The sequence below is a fragment of the Pseudomonas sp. MT3 genome (assembly GCF_054720805.1).
The window spans coordinates 337,837-354,576 of sequence record NZ_JBTVPY010000002.1; the positions used below are offsets into that span (position 1 = coordinate 337,837).

Below are 16,740 nucleotides of genomic sequence, written 5' to 3' on the forward strand. Positions count from 1 at the left end.
AAACTCATGAAAGCGGCCGCTTCCAGGCGAAGCGGTAGGCCGGGGCGGAAGCGTCGTCGGCGCACTGGCCGTTGTCGGCATCGGCGCCGACCAGGAACCAGCGCTCCTCGTAGTCCCCCGTCACCTCGCGGGCGCGCTCGCGACGGAAGCAGCGCTCGAGATCTTCGGCACGGACCATCGCCACCGCTTGCGGATGGCCGCGCAGCCAGGTCAGCGCCTTGCTCAAGGGGGCCGGGGTGTCCAGGCCGAAGTGCACCAGCGGCTGGCGGGCGTAGAGCCAGTGGCCTTCTCGCCAGTGGGTCAGCACCAGCTCGGCGCCGCCGCTCAGGCGCGCCACCTCGGCCATCAGCGGACGACGGTCATCGCCGGGATCGCGCAACGGCTCGACGAAGCCACGGGCGAACCAGGCGGCGAACCAGCACAGCGCGACGCCCAGGAAGACCTTGCGCGCCCTCGGCCGCTCGGCGAACCAGCGGCGCAGCAGCCAGGGCAGCAACGGCGCCACGGCCAGCACCAGCCCGGGCAGCGCGGGGAAGATGTAGAGCTTGCGTTTGCCGGAACTCAGGCTGAAGAACAGCAGCACCAGCGCCACCCAGCCGAGCAGCACCAGCAGGCGTCCGTCGCGCCGGGCCAGTTGCCGGCGCCAGGCAGGCACCGCCCACGGCAGGACCAGCAGCAAGGGCAGCCAGTACTGCGGGATGACCTTGACGAAGAAGTACCAGAACGGCTCCTGATGCTGCCAGGCGCTGGCGTAGCGCTTGGCGGTCTGCTGCAGGAGGATGTCGTCGAGGTAGGCGCGGCCATCGGCGCTGCCGCTCCAGAGCACATGCAGCGCCACCGGCACCAGCCACAGCACGATGACCACCAGGGCCACCAGCAGGCCCAGCCACCAGGCGCGCGCCTGGCCGGGCATGCGCACTACGCCAGCCCATCCCTGGCGCACGGCATAGGCGTAGGGAATCAGCATCAGTGCCGGCAGGAAACCCACGCCCTTGCTGATGATGCCCAGCCCCATCGCCGCGCAGGCCAGGTAGAACCAGCACCACGCCGGGCCGAGCAGCAGGTGGCGGCAGAGGCCGTAGACGCCCAGGCTGATCCACAGGCAAAGGAAGCCGTCGATAGCGCCGTCGCGCAGCACCGAATAGGTCTGGTAGGTGGCCAGGAACAGCAGCCCGGCGATCAACCCGATACGGCGCTTCCACAGACGGCGGCCGAGGTCGTAGAGACAGGCGGTGGCCACCAGGCCGGCGCCGAAGGCCGGCAGGAACAGCGCCAGGTTCGGCGCCAGCCCCAGGCGCAGCAGCAGCGCCACCAGCCACATGAACAGCGGCGGCTTGTCCGGGTAGATTTCCGCGGCGCGATGGGGGATCAGCCAGTCACCGTCCTGCAGCATCTCCAGGGCCACGCCGAGGAAGCGCTCTTCATCGACGTTGCTCGGCTGGCGCAGCCCCAGGCCGGCCCCCAGCAGCAGGGCCGCCAGCGCCAGCAGCAGCCAGGGCCGCTCGGCGCAGCGCCACCACCAGGAATACCGCGCGCCGACCCTCGCGCGCGGCGGCGCCAAGCGGGAAAGCGAATTTCCGGAGTCGCCCTGGCTCGCCATGCCTCAGCGCCCCAGTTCGTGGGGAACGGCATCCAGGCGCGTGCGGCGGATCAGCCACCAGACGCCGAACAGATCGAGGATGCCTACCAGAGCACGGTCAAGGTTGCCGTACTTGGACACCCCGGCGTGGCGCGGCCGGTGGTTCACCGGATGCACGCGCATGACGCCCTGGTGACGCTGGATCAGCGCCGGGATGAAACGGTGCATGTGGTCGAAGTACGGCAGACGCAGGAAGGCTTCGCGCTCGATCAGCTTCAGGCCGCAGCCAGTGTCCGGGGTCTGGTCGCGCAGCAGGCGCCCGCGCAGGCGATTGGCGAAGCGCGAGGCCCAGCGCTTGCTGGCGCTGTCCTGGCGCTTCACACGATGCCCGGCGATCAGCTTGAGGCCTGCGGGGCAGTCGGCGGCGCGCACCAGGGCGAGCATGCCGGGGATGTCCGCCGGATCGTTCTGCCCGTCGCCGTCCAGGGTCGCCAGCCAATGGCCGCGAGCGGCTTCGGCGGCGTGGTAGATGGACGTGCTCTGGCCCAGCGAACGCGCGTGAACCAGCACCCGCAGCTCGGCGTAGCCATCCTGTTGCAGGCCCTGCAGCACGGCGCGGGTGGCATCGCTGCTGCCGTCGTCGACCACGATGACTTCGAATGCCTCGCCGGCCAGGGCCAGGCGGACTTCGTCGAGAAGTCCGGGCAGGTTCTCCGCTTCATTCCTGGCCGGAATCAGCACCGACACGCAAGGGCTGTGGGTCATGCTCGGACTCGTGCTCCGTGGCCCGTCACGCCGCGCCGGCGCAGGGCTCTTCCACCGCATGGAACTCGCGGTACCAATGGACGAAACGCTCGACCCCGCTCTGCAGCGGCGTCGCCGGACGGAAGCCGGTGCGCTGCGCCAGCGCCTCGACGTCGGCCCAGGTCTGCAGCACATCGCCCGGCTGCAGCGGCAGGTAGTTGCGAACGGCCCGGCGGCCCAGCGCATGCTCCACGCACTCCACCATGTCGAGCAGACGCACCGGCTCACCCCGGCCGATGTTGTAGAGCGCCACCGGCGCCTCGCCGTGCTCGCCCGGTTCGGGCGGGCGGTCCTGGATGCGCAGCAGTCCCTCCACCACATCATCGATGTAGGTGAAGTCGCGGGACATCTCGCCGTTGTTGTAGATCTCGATGGGCCGGCCTTCGAGAATCGCCCGGGTGAACTTGAACAGCGCCATGTCCGGGCGTCCCCAGGGGCCGTACACGGTAAAGAAGCGCAAGCCGGTAAGCGGCAGGCGATAGAGGTGCGCGTAGGTGTGCGCCATCAGCTCGTTGGCGCGCTTGGTGGCGGCATAGAGCGACACCGGCTGGTCCACCGCCGCATCGGTGCTGAACGGCATGCGGCTGCTCATGCCGTACACCGAGCTGCTGGAGGCGTACACCAGATGGCCGACCCGCGCGTGGCGGCAGCCTTCGAGCAGGTTGACGAAGCCGCTGAGGTTGGCGTCGGCGTAGACCTGCGGGTTCTCCAGCGAGTAGCGCACGCCGGCCTGGGCGGCCAGGTGGATCACCCTATCGAAGCCTTCGCGCTGGAACAACGCAGCCAGGACCGGCGCATCGGCGATGTCCAGGCGTTCGAAACGGAAGTTGCGCTGCTGCCGCAGAAGCGCCAGGCGGGCCAGCTTGAGCTCGACGCTGTAGTAGTCGTTGAGATTGTCGATACCGACCACCTCATGCCCTTCACGGCACAAACGCCGGGCGGTGTGGAAGCCGATGAACCCGGCGGCGCCGGTGACCAGCAGCTTCACCGCGCCAGCTCCGGGCCACGGGATGGAACACAGTCAGTCGGTACGAATCCTTCGATCGTCATCAGTCGCCAGCACCCGTTGCATTGCCGTGGTGACCGGCGCCACGCCGGCTCCCGCTGTTGCGGCGTGCGCAACCGCTACGGCGATGCGCGCACCCGATCAGGTTGCAGCGCTGAGGGTGGCCTATCGACTTGGCAGGCAGGGGACGGTTTCGTGAAGCTTTGGCGGGAGTCGTGCGACGGATTTGTTGCGAGAGCCGCGAAGGACGGAAACGAACAAGGGGCCGGCGCGATGCGCGGGCCCCCTGCGGGTGTGCACCGCAAATAAAGATTGTCACAGCCTGCCGAGTAATCACGGGGCTCTAGGGCTCTTTTCGCAGCTCGTTAAAAACAAAAGGTTGTCACAAAAAAATGGCTTTCAAAAAGATTGCCGCCACTGCAATAAATAAAGGCTGTCACAAGAAGAATCGCTCTTGCACAGGGCTTTCCCGGAGGGGATTCAAGGGGGCGTAAACATGAAATTCGAGCACAGACGGCCGAACAAACTGGAGGAATCGGGTCCGAGGCTTCTTGCGGATGCGCCCTTGGTTGAGCAGGCAGAGCCAGATCTGTTCGTGCAGCCGAAATCCCACGAGACTTGCCTAATACTGCTTTTCCTTAGCTCAAACCCCTTGTTTAGCTGTCCAGCTAAACAAGGGGTTTGAGCTAAGGAAAACGCCGAGCTTAAGAGTAACCTTTCACTTCAACTGCCCCCAATGCGCAAGAGCACGTCGATCCGCGCGCCAGGGCCGCTTCCGGCCCAGACTGTGTAAAAACGCAGCGAGCGCTGGGTAGCCGGATATGGATTGGTTTTAACGATATCCAGCGGCCTCCTGGACGCGTGGTGTGTCCATCCGGGGCATTCAGTTGATTCGGCAAGTGCTGCTTCCACGATTCTGTGCGACGCGTTCGGAGAGCTGCCAATGAGGTTTCAGGCCTTCATTGCCGCTATCAGCGCACTATTGCCCAGCAGGTTCAGCACCCGTTTGAAGTTGTAGGCGAGCACATGCAGGCTCATTTCCGTGCTTACCCGGTCGAGCGTCTTGGTGAGGAAATGGGTGGCGCCCATCCAGGCCTTCAGCGTTCCAAACGGATGCTCCACCGTCTGGCGGCGGATGCGCATCATCTCCGGAGCCTGATCCAGGCGAGACTGCATCGCGTCGAGTACCGACTCGTGTTCCCAGCGACTCACCCGCCTTTGTGCGCTCGGTGTGCACTGATCTTTCAACGCACAGCCTTGGCAATTCGAACTCCAGTAACGATGCAGCTTCAGGCCTTTCTCAACTGTCGCAAAACGCCAGATCAGGCGCTCTCCGGCTGGGCAGCGGTACTCGTTCTGGGCTGCGTCGTAAATGAAATCATCACGACCAAAACGACCCGCTGCGGCAGCGCCTGAGGTTTTGGCCTTGGGGACGAAGGCGGTGATGCCAGCCTCATGGCAGGCGAGGATTTCCTCGCTCTTGAAGTAGCCACGATCGGCAACCACCGACAGCGATTGCGTTCCCATTGCCACCCGCGCTTGTTTGGCCATCGCACTCAGTTGATCGCGGTCGATGCCATTGTTGGTGACCTCATGCGTCACGATCAGGTGATGCTTCGCCTCGACCGCAGCCTGGACGTTGTAACCGACCATGCCTGTGCCGCGCGTCATCATCGAGCGAGCGTCAGGGTCAGTAAGAGAAACCTGTTTGTCCGGGGTGGCCTCCAGCTGAGCTTCGATATCCCTGAGTTCCTGCATCTTGGTTTTCAGGGCGGCAATCTTGCTGTGCAAACGCTCGGATTTGGCCCGTGCCACAGCAGGCTCTTGCCGGTCGGCGGTGTCCAGCGCAGTGAGGTAGCGGCTAATGCTGGATTCGATCTCCTCCATTCGCCGTTGCAGCTTGGCACTGGTGAAGTTGCGGTCGCGATTGTTGACCGCCTTGAACTTGCTGCCGTCGATAGCCACCAGCGCTTCGGAGAACAAACCGAGCTGCTGACACAGCACCACGAACTGCCGGCAGACACCACGAATGGCTTTGCCGTTGTCCTTGCGGAAGTTGGCGATGGTCTTGAAGTCCGGCATCAGGCGTCCGGTCAGCCACATCAACTCGACGTTGCGTTGTGCTTCACGTTCGAGGCGTCGACTCGACTGGATGCGGTTGAGGTAACCGTAGATATAGATCTTCAGCAGGACGGCCGGGTGATACGCAGGGCGGCCAGTTTCGGCGGGAACCACGCCGCCGAAGCCCAACCGCCCGAGATCGAGTTCATCGACGAACACATCGACTACTCGCACCGGATTGATGTCCGCGACGTAATCATCCAGGCTCTCGGGCAGCAGCGTGCATTGGCCTCGATGCTCGCCTTGGATGAAACGCTTCATGGACTGCCCCCGCTCTGAAACCCGCCGGCAGCATAGCAAGGGCGCTGGCTACGTTTTTACACGGCCTGGGCCAATAGAAGACGCTCAATCAATTACCTGCCGTGGCAATTTGATGAGCTTGGCAAGCTTCCCAACGCGAAAACGATGCCGTCGCCATCCCCTACAGACTGCTGACCAGGTGCCCTCCGTCCACCGCAATCGTGCTGCCAGTGACAAATGCTCCCGCCTCGCTCGCCAATAGAAGGAATGGGCCTTCCAACTCAGTGAGATTGCCCAAGCGGCGCATGGGGACCGCATGACGGATGTAGGTCTGGCCTTTCTCGCTGTCGAAGTAGCCATCGTTAATTTCGGTCTTGAAATAGCCAGGGGCGATGGCATTAACGCGAATATTGTGACGCGCAAGATCTAGAGCCAGCGACTGTGTCAGTTGCACAACCCCCGCCTTTGCTGCGCTGTAGTGGCTGTAGCCACTTCCGGCCCGCAAACCGAGAATTGAGGCGATGTTTATGATGCTGCCCGGCTTACCTGCCTTAACTAGGCGCTGAGCAGCACATTGGGCCACTCGCCAGACTCCGTCCAGGTTGGTCGAGAGCATCGAACGCCAGTCTTCTTCGCTGATTTCCAGAGCGCGTTGGCCATTTCCGATACCAGCGTTATTGAGCACTACGTCGACCACACCGAAGGATGCTTCGGCGGTATCGAAGGCTGCCTCGACGCTAGAACGGTCGGTGACGTCGAGCGCCACGCTGAACGCCTGGTTGTTATCAAATTCGATGTCGGCTTGCACCTCAGCAAGTCGATCCATTCGCCTGGCAGAGAGGACCACACGAGCACCGGAACGTGCCGCTACGCGCGCCAGATGTGCACCAATACCGCTGGAAGCACCTGTAACGAGAACGACCTTGCCAGCCAGAGAGAATTTATTCGACGGGCTCATTGAAACACCTCGAACAGTCCAGCGGCGCCCATGCCGCCGCCGACGCACATGGTGATGACAACGTACTTCACACCGCGCCGCTTACCCTCCAGGAGGGCGTGGCCGACCATGCGAGCGCCGCTCATGCCATAGGGGTGACCGATAGCAATAGCGCCGCCATTGACGTTTAGCTTGCACGGGTCGATGCCGAGTTTCTCTGCGCTGTAGAGCACCTGACAGGCGAAGGCTTCGTTGAGTTCCCACAGGCCGATGTCATCTACACTGAGACCGTGCTGCTTGAGGAGTTTCGGTACCGCTAACACAGGGCCAATGCCCATTTCCTCAGGGGCTAAGCCGGCCACAGCGATTCCGCGGTAGATTCCCAGTGGTTCTAGGTTACGTTGCTCGGCCAGACGAGCGTCCATGAGTACACAGGCGCTTGCTCCATCGGATAGTTGGCTGGCGTTACCGGCGGTGATGCAGCCGCCCTCGATGACCGGTTTGAGCCTTGTCAGGTCTTCTAGCACCGTTTGCGGACGGTTGCCTTCGTCGAGATGCAGCGCCACCTCCTCGTAGCTGACTGCGCCGGAGGTCTTGTCTACTACCTGCTTGGTCGCGGTGACCGGGACAATTTCGTTGGCAAACAGTCCGGCTGCCTGGGCTGCAGCGATTCGCTGTTGGGACTGCAGAGAATAAGCGTCCTGGGCCTCACGACTGATGCTGTAGCGCTTGGCGACCAGCTCGGCCGTCTGCAGCATCGGCATATAAGCGTGCTCAGCATGGCGCGTCACCAGTTCGTCACGTTCCGCGAAAGACCATTCCATGTGGCGATTTTGCACGAGGCTGATTTGCTCCTGACCTGCACCAATAGTCACAGCCATGCCATCGACGATGATTTGATTTGCAGCGGTGGCGATGGCCATCAGGCCGGAGGCACATTGGCGATCCATGGTTTGCCCGCTTACTGATAGTGGCAATCCAGAGGCCAGCGCGGCCATACGCCCTAGGTTCCAACCAGCAGTACCGCCAGGCATGGCAGTACCAATCACCAGATCCTCAATTTCGGCAGCTTCGATGCCGGCGCGCTCGACGGCGGCACGGATTGCGTAGCTGGCCATACTTGGCGACTTGAGATTATTGAAGGCGCCGCGGAACGCCTTAGCGATTGGTGTGCGGGCGGTAGAGAGGACTACAGCTTCTTTCATGGTGATATCTCGTGTGCTTATTTGGAGCCCTCCCGCACTGGGAGGGCAACTAGGATCCTATCTAGGAAACGCCCTGGCGCTTATTACGTATGGCTTGTTGATAGTCGGACGCGAGTTGCTCACGTTCTGCCGTCATTGCCGGAGACATGGTTCCTTCAGTGGAGTGAGCATCTACCGGCTCACCACAGACCTTGCAGATGAACCCCAGCTCCAACTCATGCCCATGGTCTTTGTGATGCAGGGTGAGTGGTGGGTGGTCATCATTCCAAGGTCCGTTCCATTTATCTCCCCATTGCTTCAAAGCAATGACTACAGGCCAGAGCTCCTTGCCCTTGCTGGTCAGCCGGTACTCGTAACGCGCGGGTGATTGCTGATAAGCGACGCGCTTGATAATTCCAGCCTCTGCCAGGTCGGCTAGGCGCAAGGTGAGCGAGCGCGGCGACATCCCGGTCTGCGCCTGCAGACCGTCGAAGCGCATGTTTGCCAGGAATAGCTCTCTGATAATCACAAAGGACCAAGCGTCTGTGAGCTCGGAGCTGGATCTTGCTATCGAACAATACCGGTCGGCCAACGTGCTTCTTTTCATGAATAGCCCTTTATCACGGCGCTTTACCTGTTCGACTATAAAAAATATAGTCACTGCCAGCAACCGCATTCGGTTGCGTTGTTGAGCGAAGTCTAGGGTTGCGCCCAATCGAGCGGAAGGCTGCAGGCGGCCGCCCTGGTCCTAAACCGGTAGGGAGTTAGAGACGTGTACAACACAGCCAACACGAACGAAGCCTCGATAAACATCCTGATCGAAGCCGAGGACTTCGAAAGCTATGGAGGCTGGGTTCTCGACTCCCAGTTTGAGACCGTGATGGGCTCGCCCTATTTACTGGCTCATGGCCTTGGCAGACCTGTCGGCGATGCCACAACGACAATCAACGTCGAGCACGAAGGTGAATACGAGGTGTGGGTGCGAGCGAAAGACTGGGTGCCGTCGTACCACCCCGGCCGCTTCACTCTCTCGATCAACGATGTAGTGCTGGATACTGAGTTTGGTGCCAATGACCAGGACTGGTCTTGGCAATCAGCCGGCAAGGTCGCATTGGGCAAGGGACCGACAAAACTGGCACTCCATGACCTCACTGGTTTTGATGGTCGCTGTGATGCGATCTACCTATCTGCCGACGGTATTGCTCCACCCAACGAGGTCAACGCTGTCAGTCTTGCCTGGCGCAAGGTACTTCGGGGCTTGCCGGAGCAGCCACTGGAAGTCGGCCACTACGATGTCGTCGTGGTGGGCGGTGGGATCTCTGGCTGTGCTGCCGCGTTGACTGCGGCTCGCCTCGGTCAGCGCGTTGCCCTGATCCATGATCGGCCTGTGCTCGGAGGTAACGCCAGTAACGAAATCGGCCTGATGCCTCGAGGCTCACAAGGCGCACTGCTGAAGGAGCTTTCGCAACGCTCGGCCAATGGTGACATCGCGGCGCTGTCGCTCCTGGAAGCCGAGCCGACGGCCACAGTCTTCCTCGGTCACCGGATCGTCAGTGTGGAAAAGGAAGGCGCAAACATCACTGCCGTGCAAGCCGTCCAGGCTCGCGGTGGCCACGAGCGCAGAATCACCGGCGCCGTCTTCATCGATACCAGTGGTACAGCCATCCTCGGCGTGCTGGCCGGCGCACTGACACTGTTTGGCCGGGAGTCTCGCGCAGAATTCGACGAGCCCTATGCGCCTGAAGTCGGCGATGAGATGCACCATGGCAACACGCTGTTCTTCCGCACGCGCATGGCTGATCACCCGGTTTCATTCCCCGAGGTGCCTTGGGCAATCGAAGTGTCCAAGGACTACGCGAATTTGAGCGGCCAGCTGTTGGAGGCCGGAGTAGAGAATGCACCGGGGCCCCAGGCCGGAGGGAACCCGAGCACACCGGAGTTCCGCTTCGGTAGCAAAGCCGATGTCTTCCCTGCCACCCACTTCTGGGAATACGGCCAGTGGCTTGACCCCTACACCAACGGTGAGCTGATTCGCGATTACCTGATGCGGGCACTCTACGGTACGTTCTCGAACGTCAAGAATCTCGAGCCGGAAAACTACGCCAACCTTGAGTTTGAATGGATGGCTTTCGTTGCAGCACAAGGCGAGTTCCGACGTTACCGCGGCGACTATGTGCTCTCGGAAAATGACATCCGTAACCACACCAGCTTCCCCGATGCACTGGTTCCTAATGACGGAGCCTTCTGCATTCACTGCGCGTGGGGACCAGGCGAGGGCAAATACGATTTCCGCCTGAAAGACTGGATCTGGGACATGCGCGACAAGCAGGCGTATGGCATTCCATTCCGTTGCCTGTACTCGGCCAACATCGACAACCTGCTGATGGCCGGCAAGCACATCAGCGTCACGCACGTCGCCGGATCTTCGACCAAGACCATGGGCAACGGCTCTCAGCATGGCATTGCCGTTGGTGCAGCTGCCTACCTATGCAACCAGCACGGGGCAACTCCACGGCATCTCTACAACCATCACCTTGGGGAGCTGAAGAACCTGGTGGATCAGCTGACCGCATGTGATCACGAGCACCCACCAAAGTGACGCTCGGTTAATCACCACAGGCGTCTCGACTTCAGGCGAGCTCTCACCGCAGGCCAGGACACCCTGTGCCTGCGATAGAGACAACGACTTGCCAAAGAAACCGGGATAGGCAAAGCCCAACAAACCCAAGGAATCAATCATGCCTGATGAGCTTATTAAGACCGACTCGAGCGGCGGAATCTTAGCTGTCACGCTCGCACGCTCCGACAAGAAAAATGCGCTGATCGATAGCATGTATGGGGCAATGGCGGATGCGCTTGAGGCAGCGGAGAACGATCCGAGTATTCGAGTCGTGCTCCTCCAAAGCAAGGGCGACATGTTCACCGCCGGCAACGATGTCGGTGAATTTGCTGCCGCGGAGCCGGGGTCGTCTCTGAATGAGCAGAACGTCGGGCGCTTCCTTCGTGCGCTGGCCAACTCCAGTCTTCCCCTGGTCGCTGCTGTGCAAGGAAGGGCTGTCGGGGTGGGCACTACTTTGCTGCTGCACTGCGACTTTATCTTGCTCGCGGATAACGCGCTGCTCTCTGCTCCCTTCGTCAATCTCGCTCTCGTACCGGAGGCCGCCTCAAGCCTGCTGATGCCTGCCAGAGTTGGTTATGTCCGGGCCTTCGAGCTGTTTGCGCTGGGCGAATTAGTGGACGCTCGAACGGCTGTCGAATGGGGGCTGGCAAACCGCGTTGTTGCACTGAGCAGCCTGCATGCTGAGGCGCGCACCGTGGCCGAACGGATCGCCAGACAACCAGCCGGATCGCTAATGGCAACCAAAAGACTGATGCGTGATCCGGCTGCTCTCACGGCGCGCATGTTCGTTGAGAACGAAGTCTTCAGCAGGCGCCTTCAAACGGCCGAGGCGCGTGAGGCATTCAGCGCATTTGCCGAGCGCCGAGCGCCAGACTTCCTGAAGCTCAGCACCTCTTAAACCGAGTTTTTGCCGCAGACCGGATCGCCCGTGTCTGCGGTAAAGGCTACAACCGCCCTACATACAAACGAACTTAGCCAAAAGCGCCAAGGAGCCAATCATGCCCAATTTGTATTACGACCAACATACGACTGCATTGCTGCTGATCGATCCTTACAACGATTTTCTATCGGAGGAAGGGAAGGTCTGGCCCTTCATTCGAGAGGTCGCAGAAGAGGTCGATCTGCTCAATAACCTGCGCACCATCGACAAGGCCGTCCGTGAGGTCGGGATCCAGGTAGTAGTGGTTCCACACCGTCGCTGGCAGGCGGGGGACTACGAGTGCTGGTGTCACCCCAACCCAACTCAGCAAATGATGATGAAGCGGCCCATTTTCGTGAACGGCGAATGGGGTAGCGAGTGGCATCCAGACTTCGCTCCGAAACCTGGTGACATCGTGGTCCAGGAACACTGGGCGCAGAGTGGTTTTGCCAACACCGACCTCGATTTCCGGCTCAAGCAACGAGGCATCAGCAAGGTCATCGTCGTCGGCTTGCTTGCCAATACTTGCGTGGAGTCGACCGCACGTTACGCCATGGAGCTGGGTTATCACGTGACCCTGGTACGCGATGCCACCGCGGCCTTCAAACGAGAAATGATGACGGCGGCCCATGAGCTGAATGGGCCGACTTATGCCCATGAGATCGTCAAATCCAGCGAGCTCGTTGGAGCGATGCAGAAGACCACCTAAACCAGGCAGTCCTGGTGCTCGGCTCAATCAGGCGCACCCACCAGGTCGCAGCATGCTCCTGCTACCGACACAGCGTCGGTAGCAGCGCTTGGTTCATCGGACTTGGAGAAGCGATTTTCGGTGGGCACGACCACGCAATGCGCCACCGATCGAGCCAAGCACGCCACCGGCGATGACGTTGATGATGAGGAGCACGCCCAACTCTGGCAGGGGAAGCAAGGCCGGCGCTTCCGACAGCCTATCACCCAGGGCTATGCCCGATGCGAACAGGGAGGCTCCGACTACAACTCGAAGCATTCCGCTCAATGCCCTCTTGTGCTCATAGCCCGCTGCGATCCCTCCCGCAACACTGGCCAAGATAAGGGCAAAGTACAAATACAGTGACCATGAAAGTGAATAACCAGTAATAACACCAAATATAACTGGCATAACTACTACGGCAATAATCTGGATCACCACGGGTTGGTCCGCCAACAACTTTATCTTGCTCATAGATCGCATTCTTCTCTGATTGAAATTGTTTTCCGGCCTTGGCCGTTGAGATCGTGCAATTGCTTGCTCGGCATACCCCGCTTTTACGTTTCACCACCTCCTTCATCCCATCATCAAAAGTGATTAGCCACTAACCATCTTCAAAATGGTGCCCTGCGCGATGCAGATCCGAGCGCGAGAGACGCGCCCTCATAAGGCGATCCATTTCAATAGGTTGGCCCCTTCGGTCACAGGAGGAAGCCACGCATCAGGCCCGCTTCCAACCGGCCTTGCTAGCGGCAAAATCCGTTGGAGTATCCCCTACCATTTGACCTTACTCCAACGTTGGAATAGATTCCAACAAAACAAGAACGAGGGTCAGCTCATGTCTAGCTGGAATCTTCAAATGAATACCAAAGGCCTATGCCTCATGGGATCAGCTACGGCTGGCCGCATCGCCGCGGCTCAGGTATCCGGCATTTCAGGCCCTACGTGGCTACCGTTCGGGGCCCTCTTGATGGCTGCAACGATTCATCTTGCGGCTCACAACCTGACCTCATTGCCCCATAGATCGCCCACCTACCTACCAGGTGCTGAGCAATCGAGTGCCCAGACGGTTGAGCAGCCATCATTGATCGTGGCGATGAAGAACAACGTCGATTCAGTACGAGCTTTTTACCTTCTTTATCAAGTGCAGCAGAACACAGCACTGGCCTCTAAAACCTCTGCCACAAAAATCTATAAGTTACTGCCATGACTTACGTTCTGCGGAATTAATTAAATCCAGAAAATTACCAGTGCGGCGCGACATTAATACAGCTAGGGAACAGTGCCAGTTGCCACGCGCCCAGTAGTCGCTTGTTCATAACACAACAACAAAAGGCAAAATCGATGAATAAAGTAATACTCTCAACGATATGTGTAGCGGCGGGGCTAGCACTACAAACAGGTTGGGCGGCAGTACCCGCCGATCAGGTTGCAAGGCTTGGAAAAGATCTGACGCCAATGGGTTCGGAGAGGGCCGGTAATGCGGCTGGCACTATTCCCGAGTGGCAAGGCGGCCTGTCGAAGGACGCGGGAAAGGAAAGCGCTGATGGCTTCCTGGATAACCCGTACGAAAACGAAAAGCCGCTGTTCACCATTACCGCTCAGAATCTGGATCAGTACAAAGCACAGCTCTCTGCCGGCCAGATAGCGATGTTTCAGCGCTATCCCGAAACGTACCGGATGCCGGTTTACACCAGCCATCGAACCACCGCGCTGCCAGATCGAATCTACGACCTGATCAAGACCAGTGCCTCCAAAACTGAAGCCATCGAGGGGGGCAACGGGTTGAAGAACTTCTCCGACACGCGCTACTACGCATTCCCGATCCCGCAAAACGGCCTCGAAGTCATCTGGAACCACATTACGCGCTACCGCGGCGGCACCATTCGCCGCAACGTAGTGCAGGTTGCGCCACAGGCTAACGGTGAGTTCTCAATCGTTCGCTTTGAAGACACCGTCGGCTTCCCTGATGGCCTCAAGGACATCGACAAGGATGCTGCGGATAACCTGCTTCTTTACTACACCCAGAAGGTAACAGCTCCGGCACGGCTCGCCGGCAACGTTCTGCTGGTTCACGAGTCCATTGACCAGGTTCGTCAGCCCCGAATGGCTTGGCAGTACAACGCGGGCCAGCGCCGCGTACGTCGTGCACCACAAGTCGCCTACGACGGTCCAGGTACGGCAACTGATGGCCTCACTACCGTCGATAACTTCGACATGTATAACGGGGCGCCTAATCGCTACGACTGGAAACTCATTGGCAAGAAAGAGCTTTATATTCCTTACAACAACTTCAAGCTTGAATCCCCTTCGCTCAAATACAGCGAGATCATAAAGGCCGGTCATCCAAACCAGGACTTGGCTCGATATGAACTTCATCGAGTGTGGGAAGTAGAAGCAGATCTTAAACCCACCGAACGTCACGTCTATGCGAAGAGACGTTTCTATATCGATGAGGACTCCTGGCAAGTTGCGCTTTCTGAGCAATACGACGCTCGTGGCCAATTGTGGCGTGTCGGTGAGGCAATGCTATCGCAGCAATACCGTGCCCAAGTTCCAATTTACGCGTTCGAAACGCTGAACGACCTCATTGCTGGACGGTACGTGGCCGTCGGCCTGAAGAATGAGGAAAAGCATGGTGTGATATTTGGCGACGAAATGTCCGCCAAAGAATTCACCCCAAATGCCCTGCGGAACGCAGGCGTCCGATAAATAAAACGGTGCAGGCTAAATACGCCTGCACCCATATTCTGCCGATCTTTAAACCTGTTGTCGTAAGGCACCAGAAGAGCATATTCGGAGCTAATAATGACAAAAAAAATCAGCCCCATCGCTTTTAAATTGATTTATGTCCCAGTCGGCTTTGCCGCCAGCATCATGATTTCCCAGGACGCGAAAGCGGTTAATTTCAATGTTGGCGAAATCGAAGGGCAATTCGACTCATCACTCTCTATCGGCGCAAGCTGGGGAACTGCCAAGCCTGATAAAGACCTGATTGGCATGGCCAACGGTGGGAACGGCTTTACCCAGACCAACGATGATGGCCGGCTCAATTTCAAACGGGGCGAAACCTTCTCGAAAATCTTCAAAGGCATCCACGATGTGGAGCTGAAGTACAACGACTTTGGTGTCTTCGCGCGAGGTAAATATTGGTACGACTTCGAGTTGAAAGATGAAGATCGCCAGTTCAAAGACATTAGCGATCACAACCGCAAGGAAGGCGCCAAGTCTTCGGGGGCCGAAGTGCTGGATGCCTTCGTGTATCACAACCATTTGCTGTTCGGTAACCCAGGCACCGTACGCCTCGGAAAGCAGGTTGTGAGCTGGGGTGAGAGCACGTTCATCGGCAACTCCATCAACTCGATCAACCCGATCGACGTATCTGCTTTTCGCCGCCCTGGCGCTGAGATCAAAGAGGGGCTGATCCCGGTAAACATGTTCTTCATGTCCCAAGGGATTACCGACAACTTCTCCGCTGAAGCTTTCGTGCAACTGGAGTGGGACCAGACCGTTCTCGATAACTGTGGAACGTTCTTTTCCGTCACGGACGTGGTACAGGATGGCTGTGACGGCAACTACAACATCCTCGATCCCGACTCGATCGCGCAGATCCAAGCTGCTTCGGCAGCAGGGCTGCTTCCAGGCGTTACTGTCGAGCAGGAAGGGCTTGTCGTTCCTCGCGGCTCGGACCGAGACGCCAGGGACTCGGGCCAATGGGGGGTCTCGCTGCGTTGGCAGGGTGACGAAGCAGAGTACGCAGCCTACGTGATGAACTATCACAGCCGCTTGCCGATCGTGAGCACTCAGACAGCAGACCGTCAGGGGGTGCTGGATACCCTAGCTGCGGCGGCAGGTCCTTTGGGCCTGAACGCTGTCCAGCCCATGTTGCTGGGGCGAGGGAATTACTTCTTGGAGTATCCGGAGGACATCCGCCTCTACGGAGTGAGCTTCAACACCACGCTCCCTACCGGGACCGCCTGGAGTGGTGAGATCAGCTACCGCCCCAACATGCCTCTGCAGGTGAACACTGTCGATCTGACTGCTCACCTGGTAACTGATGTCGTTAACCCGTTCCTAGCAAGCGGCTTCGATCCAGCTGTGGCGCTGGCACAAGCGGGTAAGGACTATCACGGGTACCAGCGCAAGGAAGTCACGCAGGCTCAATCGACCTTCATTCACTTCTTCGACCAAGCGATGGGTGCTGACCGCTTCACTCTGATCGGCGAAGTAGGCATTACCCGTATCGGTGCCATGACTGATGATTTCGACAATCGATTCGGCCGGGACTCTATCTATGGCGTTCCAGAAACCGCACTGGCTGCTCAACGCTATGGCTCCCACGGTTTCTATACCACCAACTCCTGGGGCTATCGCGCACGCGCTATCTGGGACTTCAATAACGTGATTGCAGGAGTGAACATCAAGCCGAACTTGGCCTGGTCTCATGATGTGGACGGTAACGGCCCGGTCTTCACGGAAGGAACCAAGGCAGCTAGTGTGGGTATCGACGCGGAATACCTGAATGCGTACACCGCGAGCCTTAGCTACACGAACTTCTTCGTAAGCGAACGGGCATTACACGTTGCCAGCGGATACCCAGTTG

Annotated in this window: 14 protein-coding genes; 6 read left to right on the forward strand and 8 right to left on the reverse strand. The window is 59.3% G+C overall.

What is annotated here, in order from left to right:
• Nucleotides 1-4: 4 nt before the first annotated feature.
• The 7 genes from ACYCAX_RS03420 to ACYCAX_RS03450 form a co-directional block, all read right to left on the reverse strand.
• The gene (locus tag ACYCAX_RS03420; RefSeq protein WP_294972173.1) at nt 5-1,600 is read right to left on the reverse strand and encodes an ArnT family glycosyltransferase; all 1,596 of its coding nucleotides are present in this window, start codon (nt 1,598-1,600) and stop codon (nt 5-7) included.
• 3 nt (nt 1,601-1,603) lie between these two features.
• The gene (locus tag ACYCAX_RS03425; protein ID WP_015474987.1) at nt 1,604-2,344 is read right to left on the reverse strand and encodes a glycosyltransferase family 2 protein; all 741 of its coding nucleotides are present in this window, start codon (nt 2,342-2,344) and stop codon (nt 1,604-1,606) included.
• A 25-nt stretch (nt 2,345-2,369) separates the two neighbouring features.
• Nucleotides 2,370-3,371 (reverse strand): NAD-dependent epimerase/dehydratase family protein, encoded by a 1,002-nt coding sequence (locus tag ACYCAX_RS03430; RefSeq protein ID WP_460247424.1) that lies wholly within the window; start codon nt 3,369-3,371, stop codon nt 2,370-2,372.
• A 969-nt stretch (nt 3,372-4,340) separates the two neighbouring features.
• Nucleotides 4,341-5,771 carry an IS1182 family transposase gene (locus tag ACYCAX_RS03435; RefSeq protein ID WP_285888848.1) on the reverse strand — a complete coding sequence of 477 codons (1,431 nt, stop codon included), beginning with the start codon at nt 5,769-5,771 and terminating at the stop codon, nt 4,341-4,343.
• A gap of 160 nt (nt 5,772-5,931) precedes the next feature.
• The gene (locus tag ACYCAX_RS03440; RefSeq protein WP_285888833.1) at nt 5,932-6,708 is read right to left on the reverse strand and encodes an SDR family NAD(P)-dependent oxidoreductase; all 777 of its coding nucleotides are present in this window, start codon (nt 6,706-6,708) and stop codon (nt 5,932-5,934) included.
• Nucleotides 6,705-7,892, reverse strand: a complete 1,188-nt coding sequence (locus ACYCAX_RS03445; protein WP_285888832.1) for an acetyl-CoA C-acyltransferase — start codon at nt 7,890-7,892, stop codon at nt 6,705-6,707. Before ACYCAX_RS03445 ends, ACYCAX_RS03440 begins: the two co-directional genes overlap by 4 nt.
• Before the next feature lie 61 nt (nt 7,893-7,953).
• Entirely contained in the window at nt 7,954-8,478 is a 525-nt protein-coding gene (locus ACYCAX_RS03450) for a winged helix-turn-helix transcriptional regulator (protein ID WP_279833921.1), read from the reverse strand.
• Between the two features lie 165 nt (nt 8,479-8,643).
• Between ACYCAX_RS03450 and ACYCAX_RS03455 the strand changes: the two genes are divergently transcribed.
• The 3 genes from ACYCAX_RS03455 to ACYCAX_RS03465 all read left to right on the forward strand — a co-directional run bounded on the left by ACYCAX_RS03455 (nt 8,644) and on the right by ACYCAX_RS03465 (nt 12,119).
• Nucleotides 8,644-10,470 carry an FAD-dependent oxidoreductase gene (locus ACYCAX_RS03455; protein WP_285888831.1) on the forward strand — a complete coding sequence of 609 codons (1,827 nt, stop codon included), beginning with the start codon at nt 8,644-8,646 and terminating at the stop codon, nt 10,468-10,470.
• A 139-nt stretch (nt 10,471-10,609) separates the two neighbouring features.
• Entirely contained in the window at nt 10,610-11,389 is a 780-nt protein-coding gene (locus ACYCAX_RS03460) for an enoyl-CoA hydratase (protein WP_285888830.1), read from the forward strand.
• 100 nt (nt 11,390-11,489) lie between these two features.
• Entirely contained in the window at nt 11,490-12,119 is a 630-nt protein-coding gene (locus ACYCAX_RS03465) for a cysteine hydrolase family protein (protein WP_285888829.1), read from the forward strand.
• A 93-nt stretch (nt 12,120-12,212) separates the two neighbouring features.
• Here ACYCAX_RS03465 and ACYCAX_RS03470 read toward each other — a convergent pair whose 3' ends face one another.
• Entirely contained in the window at nt 12,213-12,611 is a 399-nt protein-coding gene (locus ACYCAX_RS03470; protein WP_285888827.1) for a hypothetical protein, read from the reverse strand.
• A gap of 385 nt (nt 12,612-12,996) precedes the next feature.
• On the opposite strand from ACYCAX_RS03470, the gene ACYCAX_RS03475 reads away from it, so the two are divergent.
• The 3 genes from ACYCAX_RS03475 to ACYCAX_RS03485 all read left to right on the forward strand — a co-directional run.
• Entirely contained in the window at nt 12,997-13,347 is a 351-nt protein-coding gene (locus ACYCAX_RS03475; RefSeq protein WP_285888826.1) for a hypothetical protein, read from the forward strand.
• Between the two features lie 134 nt (nt 13,348-13,481).
• Nucleotides 13,482-14,849: a DUF1329 domain-containing protein gene (locus tag ACYCAX_RS03480; RefSeq protein ID WP_405308369.1), complete on the forward strand. Its 1,368-nt coding sequence runs from the start codon at nt 13,482-13,484 to the stop codon at nt 14,847-14,849.
• 96 nt (nt 14,850-14,945) lie between these two features.
• Nucleotides 14,946-16,740 (forward strand): DUF1302 domain-containing protein (locus ACYCAX_RS03485; RefSeq protein ID WP_460247425.1); only part of this gene is annotated, 1,795 nt, incomplete at its 3' end.

Coding starts and splice junctions, on each gene's coding strand:
- ACYCAX_RS03475 (WP_285888826.1), top strand. CDS start 12,997: ATGAATACCAAAGGCCTATGCCTCATGGGATCAGCTACGGCTGGCCGC.
- ACYCAX_RS03460 (WP_285888830.1), top strand. CDS start 10,610: ATGCCTGATGAGCTTATTAAGACCGACTCGAGCGGCGGAATCTTAGCT.
- ACYCAX_RS03480 (WP_405308369.1), top strand. CDS start 13,482: ATGAATAAAGTAATACTCTCAACGATATGTGTAGCGGCGGGGCTAGCA.
- ACYCAX_RS03435 (WP_285888848.1), bottom strand. CDS start 5,771: ATGAAGCGTTTCATCCAAGGCGAGCATCGAGGCCAATGCACGCTGCTG.
- ACYCAX_RS03450 (WP_279833921.1), bottom strand. CDS start 8,478: ATGAAAAGAAGCACGTTGGCCGACCGGTATTGTTCGATAGCAAGATCC.
- ACYCAX_RS03440 (WP_285888833.1), bottom strand. CDS start 6,708: ATGAGCCCGTCGAATAAATTCTCTCTGGCTGGCAAGGTCGTTCTCGTT.
- ACYCAX_RS03445 (WP_285888832.1), bottom strand. CDS start 7,892: ATGAAAGAAGCTGTAGTCCTCTCTACCGCCCGCACACCAATCGCTAAG.
- ACYCAX_RS03470 (WP_285888827.1), bottom strand. CDS start 12,611: ATGAGCAAGATAAAGTTGTTGGCGGACCAACCCGTGGTGATCCAGATT.
- ACYCAX_RS03420 (WP_294972173.1), bottom strand. CDS start 1,600: ATGGCGAGCCAGGGCGACTCCGGAAATTCGCTTTCCCGCTTGGCGCCG.
- ACYCAX_RS03465 (WP_285888829.1), top strand. CDS start 11,490: ATGCCCAATTTGTATTACGACCAACATACGACTGCATTGCTGCTGATC.
- ACYCAX_RS03425 (WP_015474987.1), bottom strand. CDS start 2,344: ATGACCCACAGCCCTTGCGTGTCGGTGCTGATTCCGGCCAGGAATGAA.